The following is an 18,232-nucleotide window of genomic DNA, read 5'->3' as shown; positions in this document are numbered from 1 at the left end:
CGATGCAATTTACGGTGTATGCGAATAGGGGGAACAGCGCGGTTTATCCCCTGCTGCTTGATGTGACGAGCGATATCATTGGGCAATTAAATCGTCGGGTTGTGATCCCTTTGTTGCCCGTTGAAAAATACCCGGGGAGTACACGACCGGAGCGCTTGATCCCGTTGATCAGATTGATTGATGACAACGAGTACGCCGTGATGACATATGAAATGGCCAGCATCCCGGTTCGGGCTTTGGGGGCCGAGTTTTGTGATGTTTCCCAGTATCGGACCAGGATAAAAGCCGCCATCGACTTTCTTCTTGACGGTATTTGAAGAAATCCGGGCGGTTTAACCGCCCGGATTTTTTATCAGCGGAACAGGTGCTCGGCGTGGAAGCGCAGGTGATCTTCCACGAAGGTGGCGATGGTGAAGTAGCTGTGATCGTACCCCGGCTGAATGCGCAGCGTCAGCGGCCAGTCGCGCTGACGCGCCAGTTCGGCCAACCGCGCCGGCTGCAGCTGATCGGCCAGGAACTGGTCGTCGTCGCCCTGGTCGATAAGCACCGGCATTTTCTCCGCGCCGCTGGCCAGCAGATGGCAGCTGTCGTACTGCAGCCATTGGCTTTCGTCGCTGCCCAGATAGGCGGTGAAGGCCTTGCGGCCCCACGGCACCTGGCACGGGTTGACGATCGGCGCGAACGCCGACACCGAGCGGAAGCGCTGCGGATTGCGAAACGCCATCATCAGCGCGCCGTGGCCCCCCATCGAGTGACCGAAGATCGATTGACGATCGCTGACGCTGAAGTGCTGTGCGATCAGCGCCGGCAGTTCGGCGCTGACGTAATCGTACATGCGGAAGTGACGATCCCACGGCGCCTGGGTGGCGTTCAGGTAGAACCCGGCGCCCTGGCCCAGATCGTAGCCTTCGTCGTTCGGCACTTCGTCGCCGCGCGGGCTGGTGTCCGGCATCACCAGCACCAGACCCAGCTCGGCGGCGATGCGTTGCGCGCCGGCTTTCAACGTGAAGTTCTCGTCGTTGCAGGTCAGCCCCGACAGCCAGTACAGCACCGGCGGCGGGTTATCATCGCGCGGCGGCGGCAGGTAGATGCTGAATGTCATGTTGCAATTCAGGCTCTGCGCCGCGTGGCGATAACGCTGTTGCCAGCCGCCGAACATGCGGTGCTCTTCGAGAAGTTCCAATGACAACGTCATCTCTGCCTCCTGGCTTATTGGTCGAAGTGGATAACGGTGCGGATCGATTTGCCTTCGTGCATCAAATCGAACGCTTCGTTGATCTGCTCCAGCCCCATGGTGTGGGTGATAAAGTCGTTCAGCGCGAACTCGCCGTTCAGATAACGCTCGACGATGCCCGGCAGCTGCGAACGGCCCTTGACGCCGCCGAACGCCGAACCGCGCCAGACGCGGCCGGTCACCAGCTGGAACGGACGGGTGGCGATCTCTTCACCGGCGCCTGCGACGCCGATGATCACCGACTCGCCCCAGCCCTTGTGGCAGCATTCCAGCGCGGAGCGCATCACGTTAACGTTGCCGATGCACTCGAAGGAGAAATCGACCCCGCCGTCGGTCAGCTCGACGATCACGTCCTGAATCGGCTTGTCGTAATCTTTCGGGTTGATCAGATCGGTGGCGCCCAGTTTTCGCGCCAGATCGAATTTGCTGGTGTTGAGATCGATGCCGATGATGCGGCCTGCGCCGGCCATTTGCGCGCCGATGATCGCCGACAGGCCGATACCGCCCAGGCCGAAGATCGCCACGGTATCGCCCGGCTGCACCTTGGCGGTGTTGATCACCGCGCCCATGCCGGTGGTCACGCCGCAGCCCAGCAGGCACACTTCTTCCAGCGGCGCTTCCTTGTTGATTTTCGCCAGTGAGATTTCCGGCACCACGGTGTACTCAGAGAAGGTGGACGTGCCCATGTAGTGGAAGATCGGCTTGCCGTCCTTGAAGAAGCGGGTGGTGCCGTCCGGCATCAGCCCTTTACCCTGAGTGGCGCGGATCGCCTGGCACAGGTTGGTCTTGCCGGATTTACAGAATTTGCACTCGCCGCATTCCGGGGTGTAGAGCGGGATCACGTGGTCGCCGACCGCCACGCTGGTGACGCCTTCACCGACCGCTTCCACCACGCCGCCGCCCTCATGGCCGAGGATCGCCGGGAACACGCCCTCCGGATCTTTGCCGGACAGGGTGTAGGCGTCGGTATGGCAGACGCCGGTAGCGACGATCCGCACCAACACTTCGCCTTTTTGCGGTGGCATCAGATCGACTTCCTCAATCTTCAGCGGCTGGTTCGGACCCCAGGCAACGGCGGCGCGGGTTTTGATCATCTCCATCATAGTCTCCTCAGTGGTTTTCTTTTTAAATCAGGCGATATCGCTAACGTCTGATAAATCGTTGGGGGTGCTTTCATCAACAGCGGCGGTTTCCGTCTGTTCAATAATCAATTCTTTCAGCGCGCGCACGTTCGGCCCGAACGCGTCGCGGCGCCACAGCAGCCAGGTGGCGGTGTCGGCCACTTCCGGCGGGAGGGCGTGAACCCGCACCCGCTCATGGCCCGGCAGCAGGCTGAGCACCGAGTGCGGGATCATCGCCAACCCGGCGCCGCTGGCGACGCAGGCCAGCATCGCGTGATAGGACTGGATCTCCATGACCTGCCCCGGCCGCGCCCCTTCGTTTTTGAACCAGGCTTCCAGCCGCAGGCGGTAGGAGCAGCTGGCGCGAAAGGCGAACAGCGTTTCGCCATTGGCGTCTTTGGCGCTGTGGATCGGCGCATGATCGAGACAGGAGATCACCACCATATGTTCAGGATAGGCGATACAGCCGTTCAACTCGTCATAAGGCACCGGGCCGTCGACCAGGGCGGCCGCCAACGTGCCGGCGCGCACCCGATCGGCGATTTCGCCGGAGGTGCCGGTGGTCAGCGACAGTGAAACCTGCGAGAAGCGCTGGTGGTAAGCCGCCAACAGCGAGGGCAGGCGGGTGGCGGCGGTGCTTTCCATCGAACCGAGGGCGAAGTTGCCCGCCGGTTCGCCGGCGTGGGTGATGCTCATCGCCTCGTCGCTCAGCGCCAGAATCCGGTTGGCGTAACACAGAAAGTTATGGCCCATCGGCGACAGGCGCAGACGCTGCTTTTCTCGGATAAACAGATCGGCGCCGAGCTCCTGCTCGAGCTGGCGCAGCCGGGTGGTCAGATTCGACGGCACGCGGTGCAGCTGCTCGGCGGCGCGGGCGACCGAGCCGGTTTCCGCCACGCAGCAGAACATGCGAAGCTGGGTCAGATCCATTTCATTCTCTTTTCGTGATGAACTTGATAACTATTATTCAGTTTTTGTGAGTTTAATACTGCGGCATGATACTGGCAACCTTCTTTTAACCTTTTGGATATCGATATGGCTTTACGCATTGCCTTGAGTGGTTTTGTCGCGCTGATCGTCGCGATGGGCATCGGCCGCTTCGCTTTCACCCCTCAGGTGCCGCTGATGATCGCTGAACACCAGTTCAGCCTGACCGGCGCCGGGCTGGTGGCGGCGATCAACTATTTGGGCTACCTGTGCGGCGCCTATGATGCGATGCGCGCCACGCGCCACGTCGAACGGCGCCTGTGGCTCGGCGTGTGGGGCGCGGTAGTGCTGACGCTGCTGTCGGCGCTGGCGCAGGATGCGTGGACGCACGGTGCGCTGCGCTTCGTCATCGGTTGGGCCAGCGGCTGGGCGATGGTACTGGTGGCGGCCTGGACCAACGAGCGGTTGGCGCACTACGGTAGGCCGGCGCTGAGCGCGGCGGTGTTCGCCGGGCCGGGCGCCGGTATCTTCCTCAGCGGCATGCTGGCGGTGGGCATCAACACGCTGGGGCTGACGGCGGCACAGGCCTGGCTGGCGTATGGCGTGCTGGCGCTGGTATTGATAGGAGCGATTAGCGCCTATCTGCCGCGGGCCGGCGAGTTGCACCGCCCGAACGCAGCCCTGGAGCCGCTGCTGTTGACGCCGGCGCTCAAACGTTTGGTGTGGAGTTACAGCCTGGCCGGCTTCGGCTACATCCTGCCGGCGACGTTCTTGTCGCAGATGGCGGCGGCGCGTTTTCCCGGCAGCCTGTTCGCGCAGTTCGTCTGGCCGGTATTCGGCGGCGCGGCGGTGCTGGGGATCGTCATCGGTATTCTGACCCGCCACCGCCTGACCACCCAGACCCGATTGGCGATCACGCTGTGGGTGCAGGCGCTGGGCGTGCTGAGCGCCGAAGTGGTGCCGGGCGTGGCCGGTCTGGCGCTCGGGGCGTTGTTGACCGGCGGCGGTTTTCTCTGCGTGGTGCAGCTCGCTCTTCAGCACGGCCGGGAGCTGGCGCCGCGCCATGCGCGCTACATGGCCGGGTTGCTGACTACCGGCTATGCGATCGGCCAGCTGGTAGGGCCGATGCTGTCGGCGCTGTCGACCGCTTTGACCCATCGGCTGGAGCCGGCGTTGTACGTGGCGGTGGCGGCGCTGTTGGCGGCCGGCGTATTGGTGGTCAATACGCCAGCGCGGCGATTGGTGCAAAAAGCGGCGCCGCGGTGATTAAAATCCATACAAAAAACGTGGAATCCCGCAGCCGGCCTGATTGTGCTAAATGCGAATATTTCACCTGCGGATGACGCACAATCACTGGATAATCGCCGCGCTCTCATCTACAGTGGGGGCAAAATCTTGACCGGGTTCACGTTATCCATCACGAAAACTCTGCCGTCACGAGAGCAAGCAATCCGTCGGCCGCACGCCATGCCTGGCCGCCGGCGGGTTCCGTCCGCAGGAGAACAAGTACATGACATCATTAAGTAAAGAAGCCGCGCTGGTGCATGCGGCGCTGGAAGAGCGTGGTCTGGAGACCCCGCTGCGCGGGGAAGTGCTGGATCGCGAAACGCGCAAACGCCGCATCAAAGAGCACATGACCGAAATCATGCAGCTGCTGAATCTCGATCTGTCCGACGATAGCCTGGCGGAAACGCCGCATCGCATCGCCAAAATGTATGTCGACGAGATCTTCTCCGGCCTGGACTACGCCAACTTCCCGAAAATCACCGTCATCGAAAACAAGATGAAGGTGGATGAGATGGTGACGGTGCGCGACATCACGCTGACCAGCACCTGTGAACACCACTTCGTGACCATCGACGGCAAGGCCACCGTGGCCTATATCCCGAAAGACTCGGTGATCGGTCTGTCGAAGATCAACCGCATCGTGCAGTTCTTCTCCCAGCGTCCGCAGGTGCAAGAGCGCCTGACCCAGCAGATCCTGGTGGCGCTGCAAACCCTGCTCGGCACCAATAACGTGGCGGTATCGATCGATGCGGTCCATTATTGTGTCAAGGCGCGCGGCATCCGCGACGCGACCAGCGCCACCACCACCACCTCGTTGGGGGGGCTGTTCAAGTCCAGCCAGAACACCCGCCAGGAGTTCCTGCGCGCGGTGCGTCATCACCAGGGGTGATGGCGTTGCGGGGCGACCCGCAAGACGACAACAGGCGCCTGCGGGCGCCTTTTTCATGAGCGGAAGACAGCGATAAAAAATGAACAGTCATCCTCTGCCGCGCATCGCCACGCTGGACTGCGTGCGCGGCATCGCCATCCTCGGCATTTTATTGCTGAACATCAGCGCCTTCGGTTTGCCGAAGGCCGCCTACCTCAACCCGGCTTATCTGGGTATGCCGTCATCACGCGACGCCTGGACCTGGGCGCTGCTCGATCTCTTCGCCCAGGCCAAATTCCTGGCGATGTTCGCGCTGCTGTTCGGCGCCGGGCTGCAAATGCTGTTGCGACGAGGCAAAAGCTGGATCCGCGCGCGGCTGTCGTGGCTGGTGCTGTTTGGCCTCGCGCACGCGATCTTGTTGTGGGACGGCGACATTCTGCTGGCCTACGGGCTGATCGGCCTGGTGTGCTGGCGCCTGATCCGCGATGCCAAAGAAACCTTTCAACTGCTGAAAACCGGCGTGGTGCTGTATCTGATCGGCGTGGCGGTACTGCTGCTGCTCGGGTTTGTTTCGCACGGCGAACCGGGCGGCTTCTGGCTGCCTGGCGTGGCGGAGTTACAGTACGAGAAGTTCTGGAAGCTGCAGGGCGGTTTCGAAGCCTGGCGCAGCCGCGCCGATCTGCTCTCTTCCAGCCTGTTGGCCATCGGCGCGCAGTATGGCTGGGAGCTGGCGGGGCTGATGCTGTTCGGCGCCGGGCTGATGCGCAGCGGCTGGCTGCGCGGCAGCTACTCCTCCGGCTATTATCTGCGGCAGGCGGCGTGGCTGCTGCCGCTCTCGGTGCTGATCCAACTGCCGGCGGTGGCGCTGCAATGGCAGGTGCATTGGGACTATCGCTGGAGCGGTTTCCTGCTGCAGGTGCCGCGCGAGCTGGGCGCGCCGCTGCAGGCGATGGGCTATCTGGCATTGTGCTATGGCTTCTGGCCCGCGCTGTCGCGCCTGCGCATCGCCCACTGGCTGAGCCAGGTGGGGCGCATGGCGCTGAGCAACTACCTGTTGCAAACGCTGATCTGCACCACGCTGTTTTATCGCTTCGGTCTCTATGAGCGGTTCGACCGGCTGCAGCTGTTGGCGTTTGTACCGCTGGTCTGGTTGATCAATCTGGCGTTTTCCGCACTGTGGCTGCGTTATTTCACCCAGGGACCGATGGAGTGGCTGTGGCGCAAGCTGACGCAGATGGCCGCCGGCGAAGCGGAAACCAAAGCGCCGAAGTGAGCGCCCGCCGGCAGGTTAAAAAAATGTATGTAAACGTTTTCTTTCCTGTGACGTAATTCACGCAGAACAGCGGGCCAATCGGGGTAGGATAGCGCCACCGGCCACTACCCCGATTTCAGGATCCTGCATGCCTCCAGTTCATCCGATCACCATTCGCGACGTGGCGAAACGCGCCGGGGTCTCTGTCGCGACCGTCTCCCGGGTACTCAATCATAGCGCGTTGACCAGCAAGGAGACGCGCGAGCTGGTGCTGCAGGCGGTGGCGGAGTTGGGCTACCGCCCCAACGCCAATGCACAGGCGTTGGCGACCCAAAGCAGCGATACCCTGGGCGTGGTAGTGATGGACGTGTCCGATCCGTTCTTCGGTGCGCTGGTGAAAGCGGTAGACACGGTGGCGCAGAAACACCACAAATATCTGCTGATCGGCAACAGCTATCATCAGGCGGACAAAGAGCGCCATGCGATCGAAGTGCTGATCCGCCAGCGTTGTAACGCCCTGATTGTCCATGCCAAAGCCCTGAGCGATGCCGAGCTGATCGGTTTTCTGGAGCAGGTGCCGGGCATGGTGCTGATCAACCGCATCGTTTCCGGCTATGAATCGCGCTGCGTCGGGCTGGATAACGTCTGCGGCGCCGAGATGGCGCTGCGCCTGTTGCTGTCGCAGGGCCATCGGCGCATCGGCTATCTGGGTTCCAACCACCCGATCGAGGACGGGCCGCTGCGTCAGCAGGGCTACGCACAGGCGATGGCCGCCGCCGGGCTGGCGACGCCCGATAGCTGGCGCGCCTACGGTTCGCCGGATCTGCAGGGTGGCGAGGCGGCGATGGTGGAACTGCTGGGGCGCAACTTACAGCTAAGCGCGGTGTTCGCCTACAACGACGCCATGGCCGCCGGTGCCATGGCGGTACTGAAAGAAAACGGTATCACTGTGCCGCCGCATTTCTCGCTGATCGGCTTCGACGACATCCCCATCGCGCGGTACACCAGCCCCAAACTTACCACGGTGCGCTACCCGATCGTCTCGATGGCCACGCTGGCGACCGAGCTGGCATTGCAGGGCGCAGCTGGCCTGGCAGAGCCACAGGCCGCGCATCTGTTCATGCCGACGCTGGTGCGCCGCCATTCCGTCGCTCCCTGGCAAAGTGAGGCGACGGTCACTCTCTGACGATTTAGTCTTGTGTAACCGTTTTCAATCTGTGAGAAAATTCACAGATTATTAACATCACGCCGTCTATGCTCTAGGCGTTTTCCGGCGCAAAGGCCCTTGCCGCTGTAACCTTTATCTCGCGCTGACGCAGCATTTCTCGGAAATAACAAGATCCACGGACGACAGGTGTTGAGTGGAAATCGCCTGGCCTGGGGTGTGCGCACTGCCGGTGACCATTGGCTCAAAGACGAGTAATACCCTACACAGAACCGGAGACTGACAATGAATAAGAAGGTTTTCACCCTGGCCGGCCTGGCCGCAGCCATGATGTTTGGCGCCGCAGCCCATGCTGATACCCGTATTGGCGTCACGATTTACAAATACGACGACAACTTCATGTCGGTGGTGCGCAAAGCGATCGAAAAAGACGCCAAGGCCTCGCCGGACGTCACCCTGCTGATGAATGACTCGCAGAACGACCAGTCCAAACAGAACGACCAGATTGACGTGCTGTTGGCCAAGGGCGTGAAAGCGCTGGCGATCAACCTGGTCGACCCGGCCGCGGCGCCGGTGGTTATCGATAAGGCGCGCGCAAACGATATCCCGGTGGTGTTCTACAACAAAGAACCTTCCCGCAAGGCGCTGGACAGCTACGACAAGGCGTATTACGTCGGCACCGACTCCAAAGAATCCGGCGTGATCCAGGGCGAGCTGATCGCCAAGCACTGGAAAGCCAACCCGGCCTGGGATCTGAACAAAGACGGCCAGATCCAGTACGTGTTGCTGAAGGGCGAGCCGGGCCACCCGGATGCCGAAGCGCGCACCACCTACGTGGTGAAAACGCTGAACGAGAAAGGCATCAAGACCCAACAGCTGCAGATGGATACCGCGATGTGGGACACCGCACAGGCGAAAGACAAGATGGATGCCTGGCTCTCCGGCCCGAACGCCAACAAGATTGAAGTGGTGATCGCCAACAACGACGCCATGGCGATGGGCGCGGTGGAAGCGCTGAAAGCGCATAACAAGACCAGCATTCCGGTGTTTGGTGTCGATGCGCTGCCTGAAGCGTTGGCGTTGGTGAAATCCGGCGCGATGGCGGGCACGGTGTTGAACGATGCCGACAACCAGGCGAAAGCCACTTTCGAGCTGGCGAAGAACCTGGCGGCGGGCAAACCGGCCACCGAAGGCACCCAATATAAAATCGAAAATAAAGTCGTGCGTATTCCTTACGTCGGCGTAGATAAAGACAACCTGTCTCAGTTTGTTAAATAAACGCTGAGATCCCGCTAAGACCCCGCCTGCGGCGCCAACACCAGGGATACCGCCGGCGGGGATGTTTACGACTGCAAATCGTTAAGCCAGGTGTATTTATGGCCGATAGTTCACGCGAATTTTTGCTGGAAATGACGGATATCTGTAAGTCGTTTCCCGGCGTCAAAGCCTTGGATAATGTCAATTTACGCGTCCGTCCGCACTCGATTCATGCCCTGATGGGGGAGAACGGGGCGGGGAAATCGACGTTGCTGAAATGCCTGTTCGGCATTTACAAAAAAGACAGCGGCAGCATCGTGTTTCAGGGCCGGGAAATCGATTTCAAGAGCTCGAAGGAGGCGCTGGAACACGGCGTTTCCATGGTGCACCAGGAGCTGAACCTGGTACTGCAACGCACCGTGATGGACAACATGTGGCTGGGGCGCTACCCGATCAAAGGCCTGTTTGTCGATCAGGATAAAATGCTCAAAGACACCCAGGCGATCTTCGACGAGCTGGATATCGACATCAACCCGCGCGAGAAGGTGGGTAATCTGTCGGTGTCGCAGATGCAGATGATCGAGATCGCCAAGGCGTTCTCCTACGACGCCAAGATCGTCATCATGGATGAACCGACCTCCTCGTTGACGGAGAAAGAGGTCAATCACCTGTTCACCATTATCCGCAAGCTGAAAGAGCGCGGCTGCGGCATTGTCTATATCTCGCACAAGATGGAGGAGATCTTCCAGCTGTGCGACGAGATAACGGTGCTGCGCGATGGCCAGTGGATCGCCACCCAGCCGCTGGAAGGGCTGGATATGGACAAGATCATCGCCATGATGGTCGGCCGCTCGCTGAGCCAGCGTTTCCCCGACAGGCAGAACACGCCGGGTGAAGTGATCCTCGAGGTGAAGAACCTGACTTCGCTGCGCCAGCCCTCGATCCGCGACGTTTCCTTCGATCTGCATCAGGGCGAGATCCTCGGCATCGCCGGGCTGGTGGGCGCCAAGCGCACCGATATCGTCGAGACGCTGTTCGGCATTCGCGAAAAGGTGGCGGGCACTATCAAGCTGCACGGCAAGGCGATCGACAACCACAGCGCCAACGAAGCGATCAACCACGGCTTTGCGTTGGTGACCGAAGAGCGGCGTTCCACCGGGATTTACGCTTACCTCGACGTGGGCTTCAACTCGCTGATCTCCAATATCCGCAATTATAAGAACAAGCTCGGCCTGCTGGACAACGCGCGAATGAAGAGCGACACCCAGTGGGTGATCGACGCCATGCGGGTGAAAACGCCGGGGCATCACACCCATATCGGTTCGCTGTCCGGCGGCAACCAGCAGAAGGTGATCATCGGCCGTTGGCTGCTGACGCAGCCGGAGATCCTGATGCTGGATGAACCGACGCGCGGCATCGACGTGGGCGCCAAGTTCGAGATCTATCAGTTGATGACCGAGCTGGCGAAGAAGGGCAAGGGGATCATTATCGTCTCGTCCGAAATGCCGGAGCTGTTGGGGATCACCGACCGCATTTTGGTGATGAGCAATGGTCAGGTTGCGGGCATCGTTAACACCAAACAGACCTCGCAAAATGAAATCTTACGTCTCGCCTCCCTGCACCTTTAAGGATCGGAATTATGAACGCGCTAAATAAAAAAACCTTATTTACCTATTTCAAGGAAGGCGGCATTTACGTGGTGTTGCTGGTGCTGTTGGCCATCATCATCATTCAGGACCCCACCTTCCTCAGCCTGATGAACCTGAGCAACATCCTGACACAGTCTTCGGTGCGCATCATCATTGCGCTGGGCGTGGCGGGGCTGATCGTCACCCAGGGCACCGACCTGTCCGCCGGGCGCCAGGTGGGGCTGGCGGCGGTGGTGGCTGCGACGCTGCTGCAATCGATGGATAACGTCAACAAAGTGTTTCCGCACATGGAAACCTGGTCGATTCCCCTGGTTATTCTGCTGGTGTGTGCGGTCGGCGCGGTGATCGGCCTGGTCAACGGCTTGATTATCGCCTATCTCAACGTGACGCCGTTTATCACCACCTTGGGCACCATGATCATCGTCTACGGCATCAACTCGCTGTATTACGACTCGGTCGGCGCTTCGCCGGTCGCCGGCTTCGATCCGAAGTTCTCCACCTTTGCCCAGGGCTTTTTGCGCTTCGGTGACTTCAAGCTGTCGTACATTACCTTCTATGCGCTAATAGCCATCATATTCGTCTGGATCCTGTGGACCAAGACCCGCTTTGGCAAGAACATCTTCGCCATCGGCGGCAACCCGGAAGCGGCCAAGGTGTCCGGCGTCAACGTGCCGTTGAACCTGATCATGATCTATGCGCTGTCCGGCGTGTTTTACGCCTTTGGCGGCCTGCTGGAAGCGGGGCGCATCGGCAGCGCTACCAACAACCTCGGTTTTATGTACGAGCTGGACGCCATCGCCGCCTGCGTGGTGGGCGGCGTCTCGTTCGCCGGCGGTGTGGGTACGGTGTGGGGCGTGGTGACCGGGGTGATCATCTTCACTGTCATCAACTACGGTTTGACCTATATCGGCATCAACCCGTACTGGCAGTACATCATCAAGGGCAGCATCATCATCTTCGCCGTGGCGCTGGATTCGTTGAAATACGCCAAGAAGAAGTAGCTGTTTGGCTTCGCAGACAACAAGGCCGGCATATTGCCGGCCTTTCTTGTTGGGCATTGCGCGTCAGGGCTGTTTAGCTTTCTGCTTCTCTTCTTTCAGCTTGTGCTCCAGCTCCACCAACTGTTCCGGCGAGACGGCGGGATACCCCTGGGCGTCTTCCGGCACGGTGTGCATGGCGGAGATCGGGATCAGCGGGCCGAGGAAGCGCGGCTCGCGCTTGAGGATGTACAGATCGGTCAGTGCGCCCAAGCGGGCGAAGATCTCGCGAGCGCGCACCGTCATCATGTCTTTCGGCGACGGCACCGCGTAGCACTGCGCCTGAATCCCCATGTGCAGGGCGATAAACAGCGCCCGCTCGCAGTGGAAGCGTTGGGTGATGATGATGAAGTCGTTGGTGTCGAACACCTTGCGGGTGCGCACGATGGAATCCAGGGTGCGGAAGCCGGCATAGTCCAGCACGATATCGCTCGGCGCTACGCCGGCGGCGATCAGATCGCGCCGCATGGTCATCGGTTCGTTATAGCTTTGCTGGGCGTTGTCACCGCTCAGCAGCAGGTATTTCACCTTGCCGCTGTTATAGGCGTTGATCGCCCCCTGAATGCGGTAACGGTAATACTGGTTGATCACCCCGGTGCGGTAATACTTGGCGGTGCCGAGCACCACGCCAACCTGGCGGTGCGGCAATTCCTGCAGTTCGTCGTAGACGTAAGGCGCGGTTTTCCAGCTGATCCAGCGATCGAGCGCAATAGCCGAGCCCATCAACACCGCAATGATGATGAACAGGCTGATTATCAGGCGTTTCCACATGTTGTTGCCTTACGCGCGCCGGGCTGAAAAAGATGGATCAAGGCTACTTTACCTGACCGGGCGACGCAAGACGCGAACCGCCTGAAGCACGCGCTCCGCCGCATTTTTCGGCGGTTTTACCGCACAAAAAAGCCCGGCGGAGCCGGGCTGGGTCATTTCAGCGCGCCGATCAGAACGAGGTGCGCTTGTAGCTGCGGTACTGCGGCCGCCAGAAGTTGTGCTCGATGGCTTTCGACAGCGCGTCTTCGGAGGTGACGATCGCCACGCCCTGCAGCTGCGCGGCTTTGCCCACTTCCATGGCGATGCACTTCGACACGCCCTGAATATCGTCGATATTCGGCAGCAGCGCGCCGTGGCCGTCGGTAGCCAGCGGCGAGCAGTCCGCCAGCGCGCGGCTGGCGGCCATCAGCATGGAATCGGTGACGCGGGTGGCGCCGGAGGCCAGCACGCCGAGGCCGATGCCCGGGAAGATGTAGGAGTTGTTGCACTGGGCGATCGGGAACAGCTGGTCTTTATAGCTCACCGGCGCGAACGGGCTGCCGGTTGCCACCAGGGCGGCGCCGTCGGTCCAGTTGATGATGTCTTCCGGACGGGCTTCCACGCGTGAGGTCGGGTTGGACAGCGGCATCACGATAGGGCGTTCGCAGTGCTTATGCATCTCGCGGATCAGCTCTTCGGTAAACAGCCCCGGCTGACCGGACACGCCGATCAGAATGGTCGGCTTGGCGTTGCGCACGACGTCCAGCAGCGAAATGGCGTCGCTGGCGGTTTCCCAGCCGGCGAGATTTTCGCTCTTCTGCACCAGCTTGCTCTGGAAATCGAGCAGGTTCGGCAGCTTGTCGGTCAGCAGGCCGAAACGGTCGACCATGAACACGCGGGCGCGCGCTTCGTCTTCGCTCAACCCTTCGGACTTCATCTGCGCGATGATCTGCTCGGCGATGCCGCAGCCGGCGGAACCGGCGCCGAGGAAGGTGACGGTTTGATCGCGCAGCTGGCTGCCGGCGGCGCGGCTGGCGGCGATCAGGCTGCCGAGGGTGACCGCAGCGGTGCCCTGAATGTCATCGTTGAAGCAGCAGATCTCGTCGCGGTAGCGGTTCAGCAACGGGGTGGCGTTGTTCTGCGCGAAGTCTTCGAACTGCAGCAGCACGTTCGGCCAGCGGCGTTTGACCGCCTGAATAAACTCTTCGACAAAGGCGTGGTACTCCTCGCCGGAGATGCGCGGATGGCGCCAGCCCATGTACAGCGGATCGTTGAGGCGCTGCGGGTTGTTGGTGCCGACGTCCAGCACCACCGGCAGGGTGTAGGCCGGGCTGATGCCGCCGCAGGCGGTGTACAGCGACAGCTTGCCGATCGGAATCCCCATGCCGCCGATGCCCTGATCGCCCAGGCCGAGGATGCGTTCGCCGTCGGTGACCACGATCACCTTGACGTTCTGCTTGGTGGCGTTTTGCAGCATGTCATCGATGCGATCGCGGTTCGGGTAGGAGATGAACAGCCCGCGCGCGCGGCGGTAAATATCGGAGAAGTGTTCGCAGGCCTCGCCGACGGTCGGGGTGTAGATGATCGGCATCATCTCGCTCAGGTGCGAGTCCAGCAGGCGGTAGAACAGGGTTTCGTTGGTGTCCTGGATGTTGCGCAGATAGATGTGCTTATCGTTATCGTTCTTGAAATCCTGATACTGGCGGTAGGCGCGTTCCACCTGTTCTTCGATGGTTTCCACCGCTTCCGGCAGCAGGCCGTGCAGGTTGAAGTGGCTACGTTCTTCCTCGGTGAAAGCGCTGCCTTTGTTCAGCAGCGGAAATTCCAGCAGAATTGGGCCGGCGTAAGGGATGTAGAGCGGGCGTTTGCTTTCGTATTCTAGTTCCATCAGTTTTACTCTTCACGTATCAGATAACTTTATTGCCGACGATCCTAAAAGATAAAGAGCAGATGTACAGCATTTGTTGCCAGATGATGAACCAGGTTGGCGTAATTATCGACAATCAAATGATTTTTTAACTAAATAAAGTGTCTACGGCGGCGTCGGGGCATTGTATTTGGCGGGCGGGGCTGTTAGCGGCGGAACCGGATGGCTCCGCCGTGGTGCGCTTAGAACGCGGTGCGGCTGACGTTCTGGCAGCCCAGCGCCGCCAGGGTGGCGCGGGTGGCGTCCCATTGGCTGATGATCGCGTCCTGCGGTTCGGCCAGCACGGCGCGGCGGATGTTCTGGCAGTCGCCGCCGGAGAGGTTCAGCAGGATCAGCGCGGCCTGCAGCGGCGGCAGGCTCGGGTTGAAGGCGGCGTTTTCCGCATAGCGGCCGGCGTAGATGTTGCCGTCTGCCGTTTCCAGCGCCACGCCGCTATGGGCGCGGCTGTATGGCGCGTGGCTTCGGTTGGCCGCCGCCAGCGCCGCTTGCGCCAGCGCATCGTTCAGCGCCAGCTGATGACCGTGATCGACCTCGTCCATCAGCAGTGAGGCGACATCCAGATCTTTCGGGCCGAAGGCGTCCGGCAGATAGTCCGCCAGCGTGGCCGGCGCGCGGCCCGGCAGGCGGATTTGCAGCTCGCCGCCGCTGTTCAGCTCATTCATAAACTGGCGGCAGTGGCCGCACGGCGTGTAGTTGACGGTGACCGAGGCCAGCGCTTTTTCGCCGCGCAGCCAGGCGTGCGTCACCGCACTCTGTTCCGCATGCACGGATTGCTGCAGCGGCGCATCGCTGAACTCCATATTGGCGCCGAAATAGAGATTGCCGCTTTGCCCGCGCGCGATGGCGCCGACATGGAAATGCGATATCGGGGTTAACGAGCAGGCCGCCGCCAGCGGCAGCAGAGCGAATGCCAGCGCGTCATCGTCCAGTCCGCAGCCTGAGCGGATCGCCGCCGCTTGCTCGGCCGTGAACATCGCCGGAAAGTCGGACGCGTCCAGATAGGGCTGCAGGGCGGATTGCAGTGTCGCGGGCAGTGCGCTGAAAGCGGTGTGAAAACGCGGATGCATAGAAGGTCTCTCTACAGGTTAACGGGATAACATTCTAGGCAGCGCGGCAATATTAAAGTGTGACCGATATCTCTTAATTGATGAAATCAATGCAATGAAATACATAAATGCGAGATGTATCGCAAGTTTAATCCTGTTTAACCGAACAGGTGCAGCAGCACCGGGAACAGAAATGGCGCCAGCAGTGAGGTGATGATGCCGCAGATCACCAGCGCCAGCGAGCCGAAGGCGCCTTCCTGGTAGTCCATCTCCGCGCAGCGCGCGGTGCCCAGCGCGTGAGATGCGGTGCCCATCGCCAGGCCGCGCGCCGAGTGGGTGGTGATTTTCAACAGGTTGAACAGCGTATGGCCGAACACGGCGCCGAGGATGCCGACGAAAATGACGCAGACCGCGCTGATCGCCGGAATACCGCCGAGCGAGTCCGCGACGGCCATGGCGATTGGCGTAGTGACCGATTTCGGCAGAATAGAAGCGGCGATTTCCGGCGTAGCGCCCAGCCACAGGGCGATGGCGCCGCCGCTGATCATGGCGGTGAGGCTGCCGATGAAGCACACCGCGATAATCGACTTCCAGCGCGCGCGAATTTGGTGCAGCTGCTCATACAGCGGGAAGGCCAGCGCGACGACCGCCGGCTGCAGCAGATCGTTGAGGATCCTGCTGCCCTGAAAATAGCGCTCATAGGGGATGCCGGTGAGCAGCAACAGCGGGATGATCACCGCCATGGACACCAGCAGCGGGTTGAGCAGTGGCATGTTCAGTTTGCGCGCCAGCCAGCGCGCGGCGAAATAGACCGCCAGCGTCAGCGGCAGCGACCACCAGATTTCATGGATCATGGATTGCCCTCCGCATCGTCGGGCTTACCGACGATGCGGCGCTCGCGGTGGAAATAGTGTGAGGTATAGCCGACCACCACCAGCACCATCAGTGTGCTGATGAGGCAAGAGATAACCAGCGGGCCCAGGTGCGCCACGATCTGGTCGTAGTATTTCATGACCCCGACGCCGATCGGCACGAACAGCAGCACCATATAGCGGATCAGTAAATGGCAGCCGGGTTTGACCCACTTGGCCGGCAGGATCTGGGTGGAAAGCAGGGCGAACAGCAGCAGCATGCCGAGGATGCTGCCGGGAATGGCGAACGGCAGCAGCGCCGCCAGCGCGTTGCCGACGAACAGACAAAGGTAGATGAGGAGCAGGGCCCTGAGGTATTTCCAGCACAGTGTGAGCACGTTGGCCATTGTCTTTTCCCGTTTAACTGATGCATTCATCATACAATTAAACTGTGAGCCATGCCACAGATCGCACCATGAATTCTCGCTATGGCCGCCATGCACGATCGTTGGGTTGACAGCCTGGATTAAGTGTAGCGCGCCGGATTAAGGTGCATCTTCAGCCGCCGTCGCCTGTTCCGCCAGCCGATGGCCGAGGAAGAAAAACAGCAGGCTGAGCAGGGCGGCAACGATCAGCATCACGAACATCAACGGCGGCGCGGCGTAGCTGAGCAGCACCCCGCACAGCACCGGGTTGATGGCGCCGCCCAGCGCGCTGAGGTTCTGTACCCCATAGTAGCTGCCTTTCAGGTGCGGCGGCGCGATAAAGTCGATGAACATGTATTCCACCGGGATAACGATGATTTCGCCGAGGGTAAACACCGCCATCGCCGCCAGCCACAGCCAGACCGCCTCGCCGGCGACCATAAAGCCGAGTAGCCCGACGATGAAAAACAGCGTGCCCAGCGCCAGCCAGCGCAGCATGTTTTCCTGGCGCATGCCGCGACTGAGCAGGTATTGCAGGGCGATGACGATGCTGGCGTTGACGATCATCACCAGCCCGATGATTTTGTAGGCGAATTCGGCGCTGGAAACGGTGATCAGGTACTGCGACAGATAGCCGGTGAACTGTCCGAACACCACGGCGCCCAGGGTGCTGCCGAGGGTGAAGTAGATCAGCCGGCGATCGCTGCGCAAGATGGTCAGCGTCTGGCGGAAGTTGGGCAGTGAGGCTGATGCGGCGATAGGGGCTGCGTGCTGTTCCCGCCCGCGCAAGCGCAGGCTCAGCGCCGCCACCGTCGCCAGCGCCAACCCGCCCGACAGGTAAAACGGCAGTAGCGGGTTGAGGCCAGCCACCAGTACGCCGAGCGCCGAGCCGATCGCCCAGCCGATGTTGACCAGCGTGTAGTTGATTGAGAAAGCCTTGATGCGCTGCTCGACCGGCAACCAGTCGGCGAAGCAGGCCTTGATGGTGATGCTCAGCACCGAATAACAGGTGTGCAGGATCGCCAGCACCACGATCACGCCGCCGGGGCGCGGGATCCAGGGAATGGCGAAGAAGCTGAGCGCAAACAATAAAATCGACAGCAGGATCAGGCGATTTTTGCTGAATTTGTCCACCAGATAGCCGCCGTACAGGCTGGCGATGATGCCGAGGGTGAGGCTGACGCCCAGGATCACGCCCACGCTCTTCGGCAGCAGGTGGAAATGCTCGGTAAGGTAGATGGTGATGAACGGCAGAGTGACGCCGCGACCGATGGTCAACACCAGCGAACTGGCCAGCAGCACGTTAATCTGCGAGGGGAATCCCTTCATTCGAAACCTGTTTATGCATACAGTTATTAGGCGATGCAAATAACATAGCGCATTTTGGCGGGGACGGAAGGGGGAGGCCGATAATTAGTTGAAAAACAGAGGCTGCG

17 protein-coding genes are annotated in these 18,232 nt (G+C 60.7%); 8 read left to right on the top strand and 9 right to left on the bottom strand.

The annotated features are described in order from the left end of the window. Window positions 1–2: 2 nt before the first annotated feature. The gene (locus ACRAWE_RS12195) at window positions 3–317 is read left to right on the top strand and encodes a CcdB family protein (RefSeq protein WP_019454426.1); all 315 of its coding nucleotides are present in this window, start codon (window positions 3–5) and stop codon (window positions 315–317) included. A 35-nt stretch (window positions 318–352) separates the two neighbouring features. On the opposite strand, the gene fghA is transcribed toward ACRAWE_RS12195, so the two are convergent. Genes fghA through ptrR form a run of 3 tightly spaced genes read right to left on the bottom strand, consistent with a single transcriptional unit; the run spans window position 353 to window position 3,285 of the window. Continuing rightward, window positions 353–1,195, bottom strand: coding sequence for an S-formylglutathione hydrolase (gene fghA, locus ACRAWE_RS12190; RefSeq protein ID WP_019454425.1), 843 nt, complete (start codon window positions 1,193–1,195; stop codon window positions 353–355). A 14-nt stretch (window positions 1,196–1,209) separates the two neighbouring features. Continuing rightward, complete coding sequence (locus tag ACRAWE_RS12185) at window positions 1,210–2,334, bottom strand: S-(hydroxymethyl)glutathione dehydrogenase/class III alcohol dehydrogenase (protein WP_063919057.1); 1,125 nt, start codon at window positions 2,332–2,334, stop codon at window positions 1,210–1,212. Between the two features lie 30 nt (window positions 2,335–2,364). Then, window positions 2,365–3,285: a putrescine utilization regulator PtrR gene (ptrR, locus tag ACRAWE_RS12180; RefSeq protein ID WP_432525414.1), complete on the bottom strand. Its 921-nt coding sequence runs from the start codon at window positions 3,283–3,285 to the stop codon at window positions 2,365–2,367. A gap of 105 nt (window positions 3,286–3,390) precedes the next feature. Between ptrR and ACRAWE_RS12175 the strand changes: the two genes are divergently transcribed. The 7 genes from ACRAWE_RS12175 to mglC all read left to right on the top strand — a co-directional run bounded on the left by ACRAWE_RS12175 (window position 3,391) and on the right by mglC (window position 11,761). Next, a complete protein-coding gene (locus tag ACRAWE_RS12175) occupies window positions 3,391–4,548 on the top strand; it encodes a YbfB/YjiJ family MFS transporter (RefSeq protein WP_063919593.1) in 1,158 nt (385 codons plus the stop codon). A 244-nt stretch (window positions 4,549–4,792) separates the two neighbouring features. Beyond that, window positions 4,793–5,458 (top strand): GTP cyclohydrolase I FolE, encoded by a 666-nt coding sequence (gene folE, locus ACRAWE_RS12170; protein WP_004938969.1) that lies wholly within the window; start codon window positions 4,793–4,795, stop codon window positions 5,456–5,458. Between the two features lie 79 nt (window positions 5,459–5,537). After that, window positions 5,538–6,710 (top strand): DUF418 domain-containing protein YeiB, encoded by a 1,173-nt coding sequence (gene yeiB, locus ACRAWE_RS12165; RefSeq protein WP_019454421.1) that lies wholly within the window; start codon window positions 5,538–5,540, stop codon window positions 6,708–6,710. Window positions 6,711–6,837: 127 nt separating this feature from the next. After that, entirely contained in the window at window positions 6,838–7,875 is a 1,038-nt protein-coding gene (gene galS, locus ACRAWE_RS12160) for an HTH-type transcriptional regulator GalS (protein ID WP_019454420.1), read from the top strand. A gap of 264 nt (window positions 7,876–8,139) precedes the next feature. Then, the gene (mglB, locus tag ACRAWE_RS12155) at window positions 8,140–9,132 is read left to right on the top strand and encodes a galactose/glucose ABC transporter substrate-binding protein MglB (protein ID WP_019454419.1); all 993 of its coding nucleotides are present in this window, start codon (window positions 8,140–8,142) and stop codon (window positions 9,130–9,132) included. A gap of 98 nt (window positions 9,133–9,230) precedes the next feature. Next, window positions 9,231–10,739: a galactose/methyl galactoside ABC transporter ATP-binding protein MglA gene (gene mglA / locus ACRAWE_RS12150; protein ID WP_019454418.1), complete on the top strand. Its 1,509-nt coding sequence runs from the start codon at window positions 9,231–9,233 to the stop codon at window positions 10,737–10,739. Between the two features lie 11 nt (window positions 10,740–10,750). After that, window positions 10,751–11,761: a galactose/methyl galactoside ABC transporter permease MglC gene (gene mglC, locus ACRAWE_RS12145; RefSeq protein ID WP_004938953.1), complete on the top strand. Its 1,011-nt coding sequence runs from the start codon at window positions 10,751–10,753 to the stop codon at window positions 11,759–11,761. A gap of 63 nt (window positions 11,762–11,824) precedes the next feature. Here mglC and sanA read toward each other — a convergent pair whose 3' ends face one another. The 6 genes from sanA to ACRAWE_RS12115 form a co-directional block, all read right to left on the bottom strand. Further along, a complete protein-coding gene (sanA, locus tag ACRAWE_RS12140) occupies window positions 11,825–12,568 on the bottom strand; it encodes an outer membrane permeability protein SanA (RefSeq protein WP_004938948.1) in 744 nt (247 codons plus the stop codon). A gap of 169 nt (window positions 12,569–12,737) precedes the next feature. Continuing rightward, entirely contained in the window at window positions 12,738–14,435 is a 1,698-nt protein-coding gene (locus ACRAWE_RS12135) for an NAD-dependent malic enzyme (protein ID WP_019454417.1), read from the bottom strand. Window positions 14,436–14,656: 221 nt separating this feature from the next. Beyond that, window positions 14,657–15,541 carry a cytidine deaminase gene (gene cdd / locus ACRAWE_RS12130; protein WP_432525413.1) on the bottom strand — a complete coding sequence of 295 codons (885 nt, stop codon included), beginning with the start codon at window positions 15,539–15,541 and terminating at the stop codon, window positions 14,657–14,659. A 137-nt stretch (window positions 15,542–15,678) separates the two neighbouring features. Continuing rightward, a complete protein-coding gene (locus ACRAWE_RS12125; RefSeq protein WP_063919061.1) occupies window positions 15,679–16,374 on the bottom strand; it encodes a CidB/LrgB family autolysis modulator in 696 nt (231 codons plus the stop codon). Further along, on the bottom strand, window positions 16,371–16,778 hold the full coding sequence (locus tag ACRAWE_RS12120; protein ID WP_432525412.1) for a CidA/LrgA family protein: 408 nt from the start codon (window positions 16,776–16,778) through the stop codon (window positions 16,371–16,373). The genes ACRAWE_RS12125 and ACRAWE_RS12120 overlap by 4 nt, the downstream gene beginning before the upstream one ends. A 138-nt stretch (window positions 16,779–16,916) precedes the next feature. After that, a complete protein-coding gene (locus ACRAWE_RS12115) occupies window positions 16,917–18,125 on the bottom strand; it encodes an MFS transporter (RefSeq protein WP_432525411.1) in 1,209 nt (402 codons plus the stop codon). Window positions 18,126–18,232 lie beyond the last annotated feature (107 nt).

It is taken from the genome of Serratia sp. BFP-2025 (assembly GCF_050880365.1).
GTDB lineage: Bacteria > Pseudomonadota > Gammaproteobacteria > Enterobacterales > Enterobacteriaceae > Serratia > Serratia surfactantfaciens.
Note: the sequence above shows the minus strand (reverse complement) of the source record. Positions and strands in the feature narration are given on the sequence as shown.

Bases quoted from the DNA above. Each gene is read 5' to 3' on its own strand.
- folE (WP_004938969.1), top strand. From the start codon at position 4,793: ATGACATCATTAAGTAAAGAAGCCGCGCTGGTGCATGCGGCGCTGGAA.
- mglC (WP_004938953.1), top strand. From the start codon at position 10,751: ATGAACGCGCTAAATAAAAAAACCTTATTTACCTATTTCAAGGAAGGC.
- ACRAWE_RS12185 (WP_063919057.1), bottom strand. From the start codon at position 2,334: ATGGAGATGATCAAAACCCGCGCCGCCGTTGCCTGGGGTCCGAACCAG.
- ACRAWE_RS12195 (WP_019454426.1), top strand. From the start codon at position 3: ATGCAATTTACGGTGTATGCGAATAGGGGGAACAGCGCGGTTTATCCC.
- ACRAWE_RS12175 (WP_063919593.1), top strand. From the start codon at position 3,391: ATGGCTTTACGCATTGCCTTGAGTGGTTTTGTCGCGCTGATCGTCGCG.
- ACRAWE_RS12115 (WP_432525411.1), bottom strand. From the start codon at position 18,125: ATGAAGGGATTCCCCTCGCAGATTAACGTGCTGCTGGCCAGTTCGCTG.
- fghA (WP_019454425.1), bottom strand. From the start codon at position 1,195: ATGACGTTGTCATTGGAACTTCTCGAAGAGCACCGCATGTTCGGCGGC.
- ACRAWE_RS12135 (WP_019454417.1), bottom strand. From the start codon at position 14,435: ATGGAACTAGAATACGAAAGCAAACGCCCGCTCTACATCCCTTACGCC.
- sanA (WP_004938948.1), bottom strand. From the start codon at position 12,568: ATGTGGAAACGCCTGATAATCAGCCTGTTCATCATCATTGCGGTGTTG.
- galS (WP_019454420.1), top strand. From the start codon at position 6,838: ATGCCTCCAGTTCATCCGATCACCATTCGCGACGTGGCGAAACGCGCC.
- ACRAWE_RS12120 (WP_432525412.1), bottom strand. From the start codon at position 16,778: ATGGCCAACGTGCTCACACTGTGCTGGAAATACCTCAGGGCCCTGCTC.
- mglA (WP_019454418.1), top strand. From the start codon at position 9,231: ATGGCCGATAGTTCACGCGAATTTTTGCTGGAAATGACGGATATCTGT.
- yeiB (WP_019454421.1), top strand. From the start codon at position 5,538: ATGAACAGTCATCCTCTGCCGCGCATCGCCACGCTGGACTGCGTGCGC.
- ptrR (WP_432525414.1), bottom strand. From the start codon at position 3,285: ATGGATCTGACCCAGCTTCGCATGTTCTGCTGCGTGGCGGAAACCGGC.
- mglB (WP_019454419.1), top strand. From the start codon at position 8,140: ATGAATAAGAAGGTTTTCACCCTGGCCGGCCTGGCCGCAGCCATGATG.
- ACRAWE_RS12125 (WP_063919061.1), bottom strand. From the start codon at position 16,374: ATGATCCATGAAATCTGGTGGTCGCTGCCGCTGACGCTGGCGGTCTAT.
- cdd (WP_432525413.1), bottom strand. From the start codon at position 15,541: ATGCATCCGCGTTTTCACACCGCTTTCAGCGCACTGCCCGCGACACTG.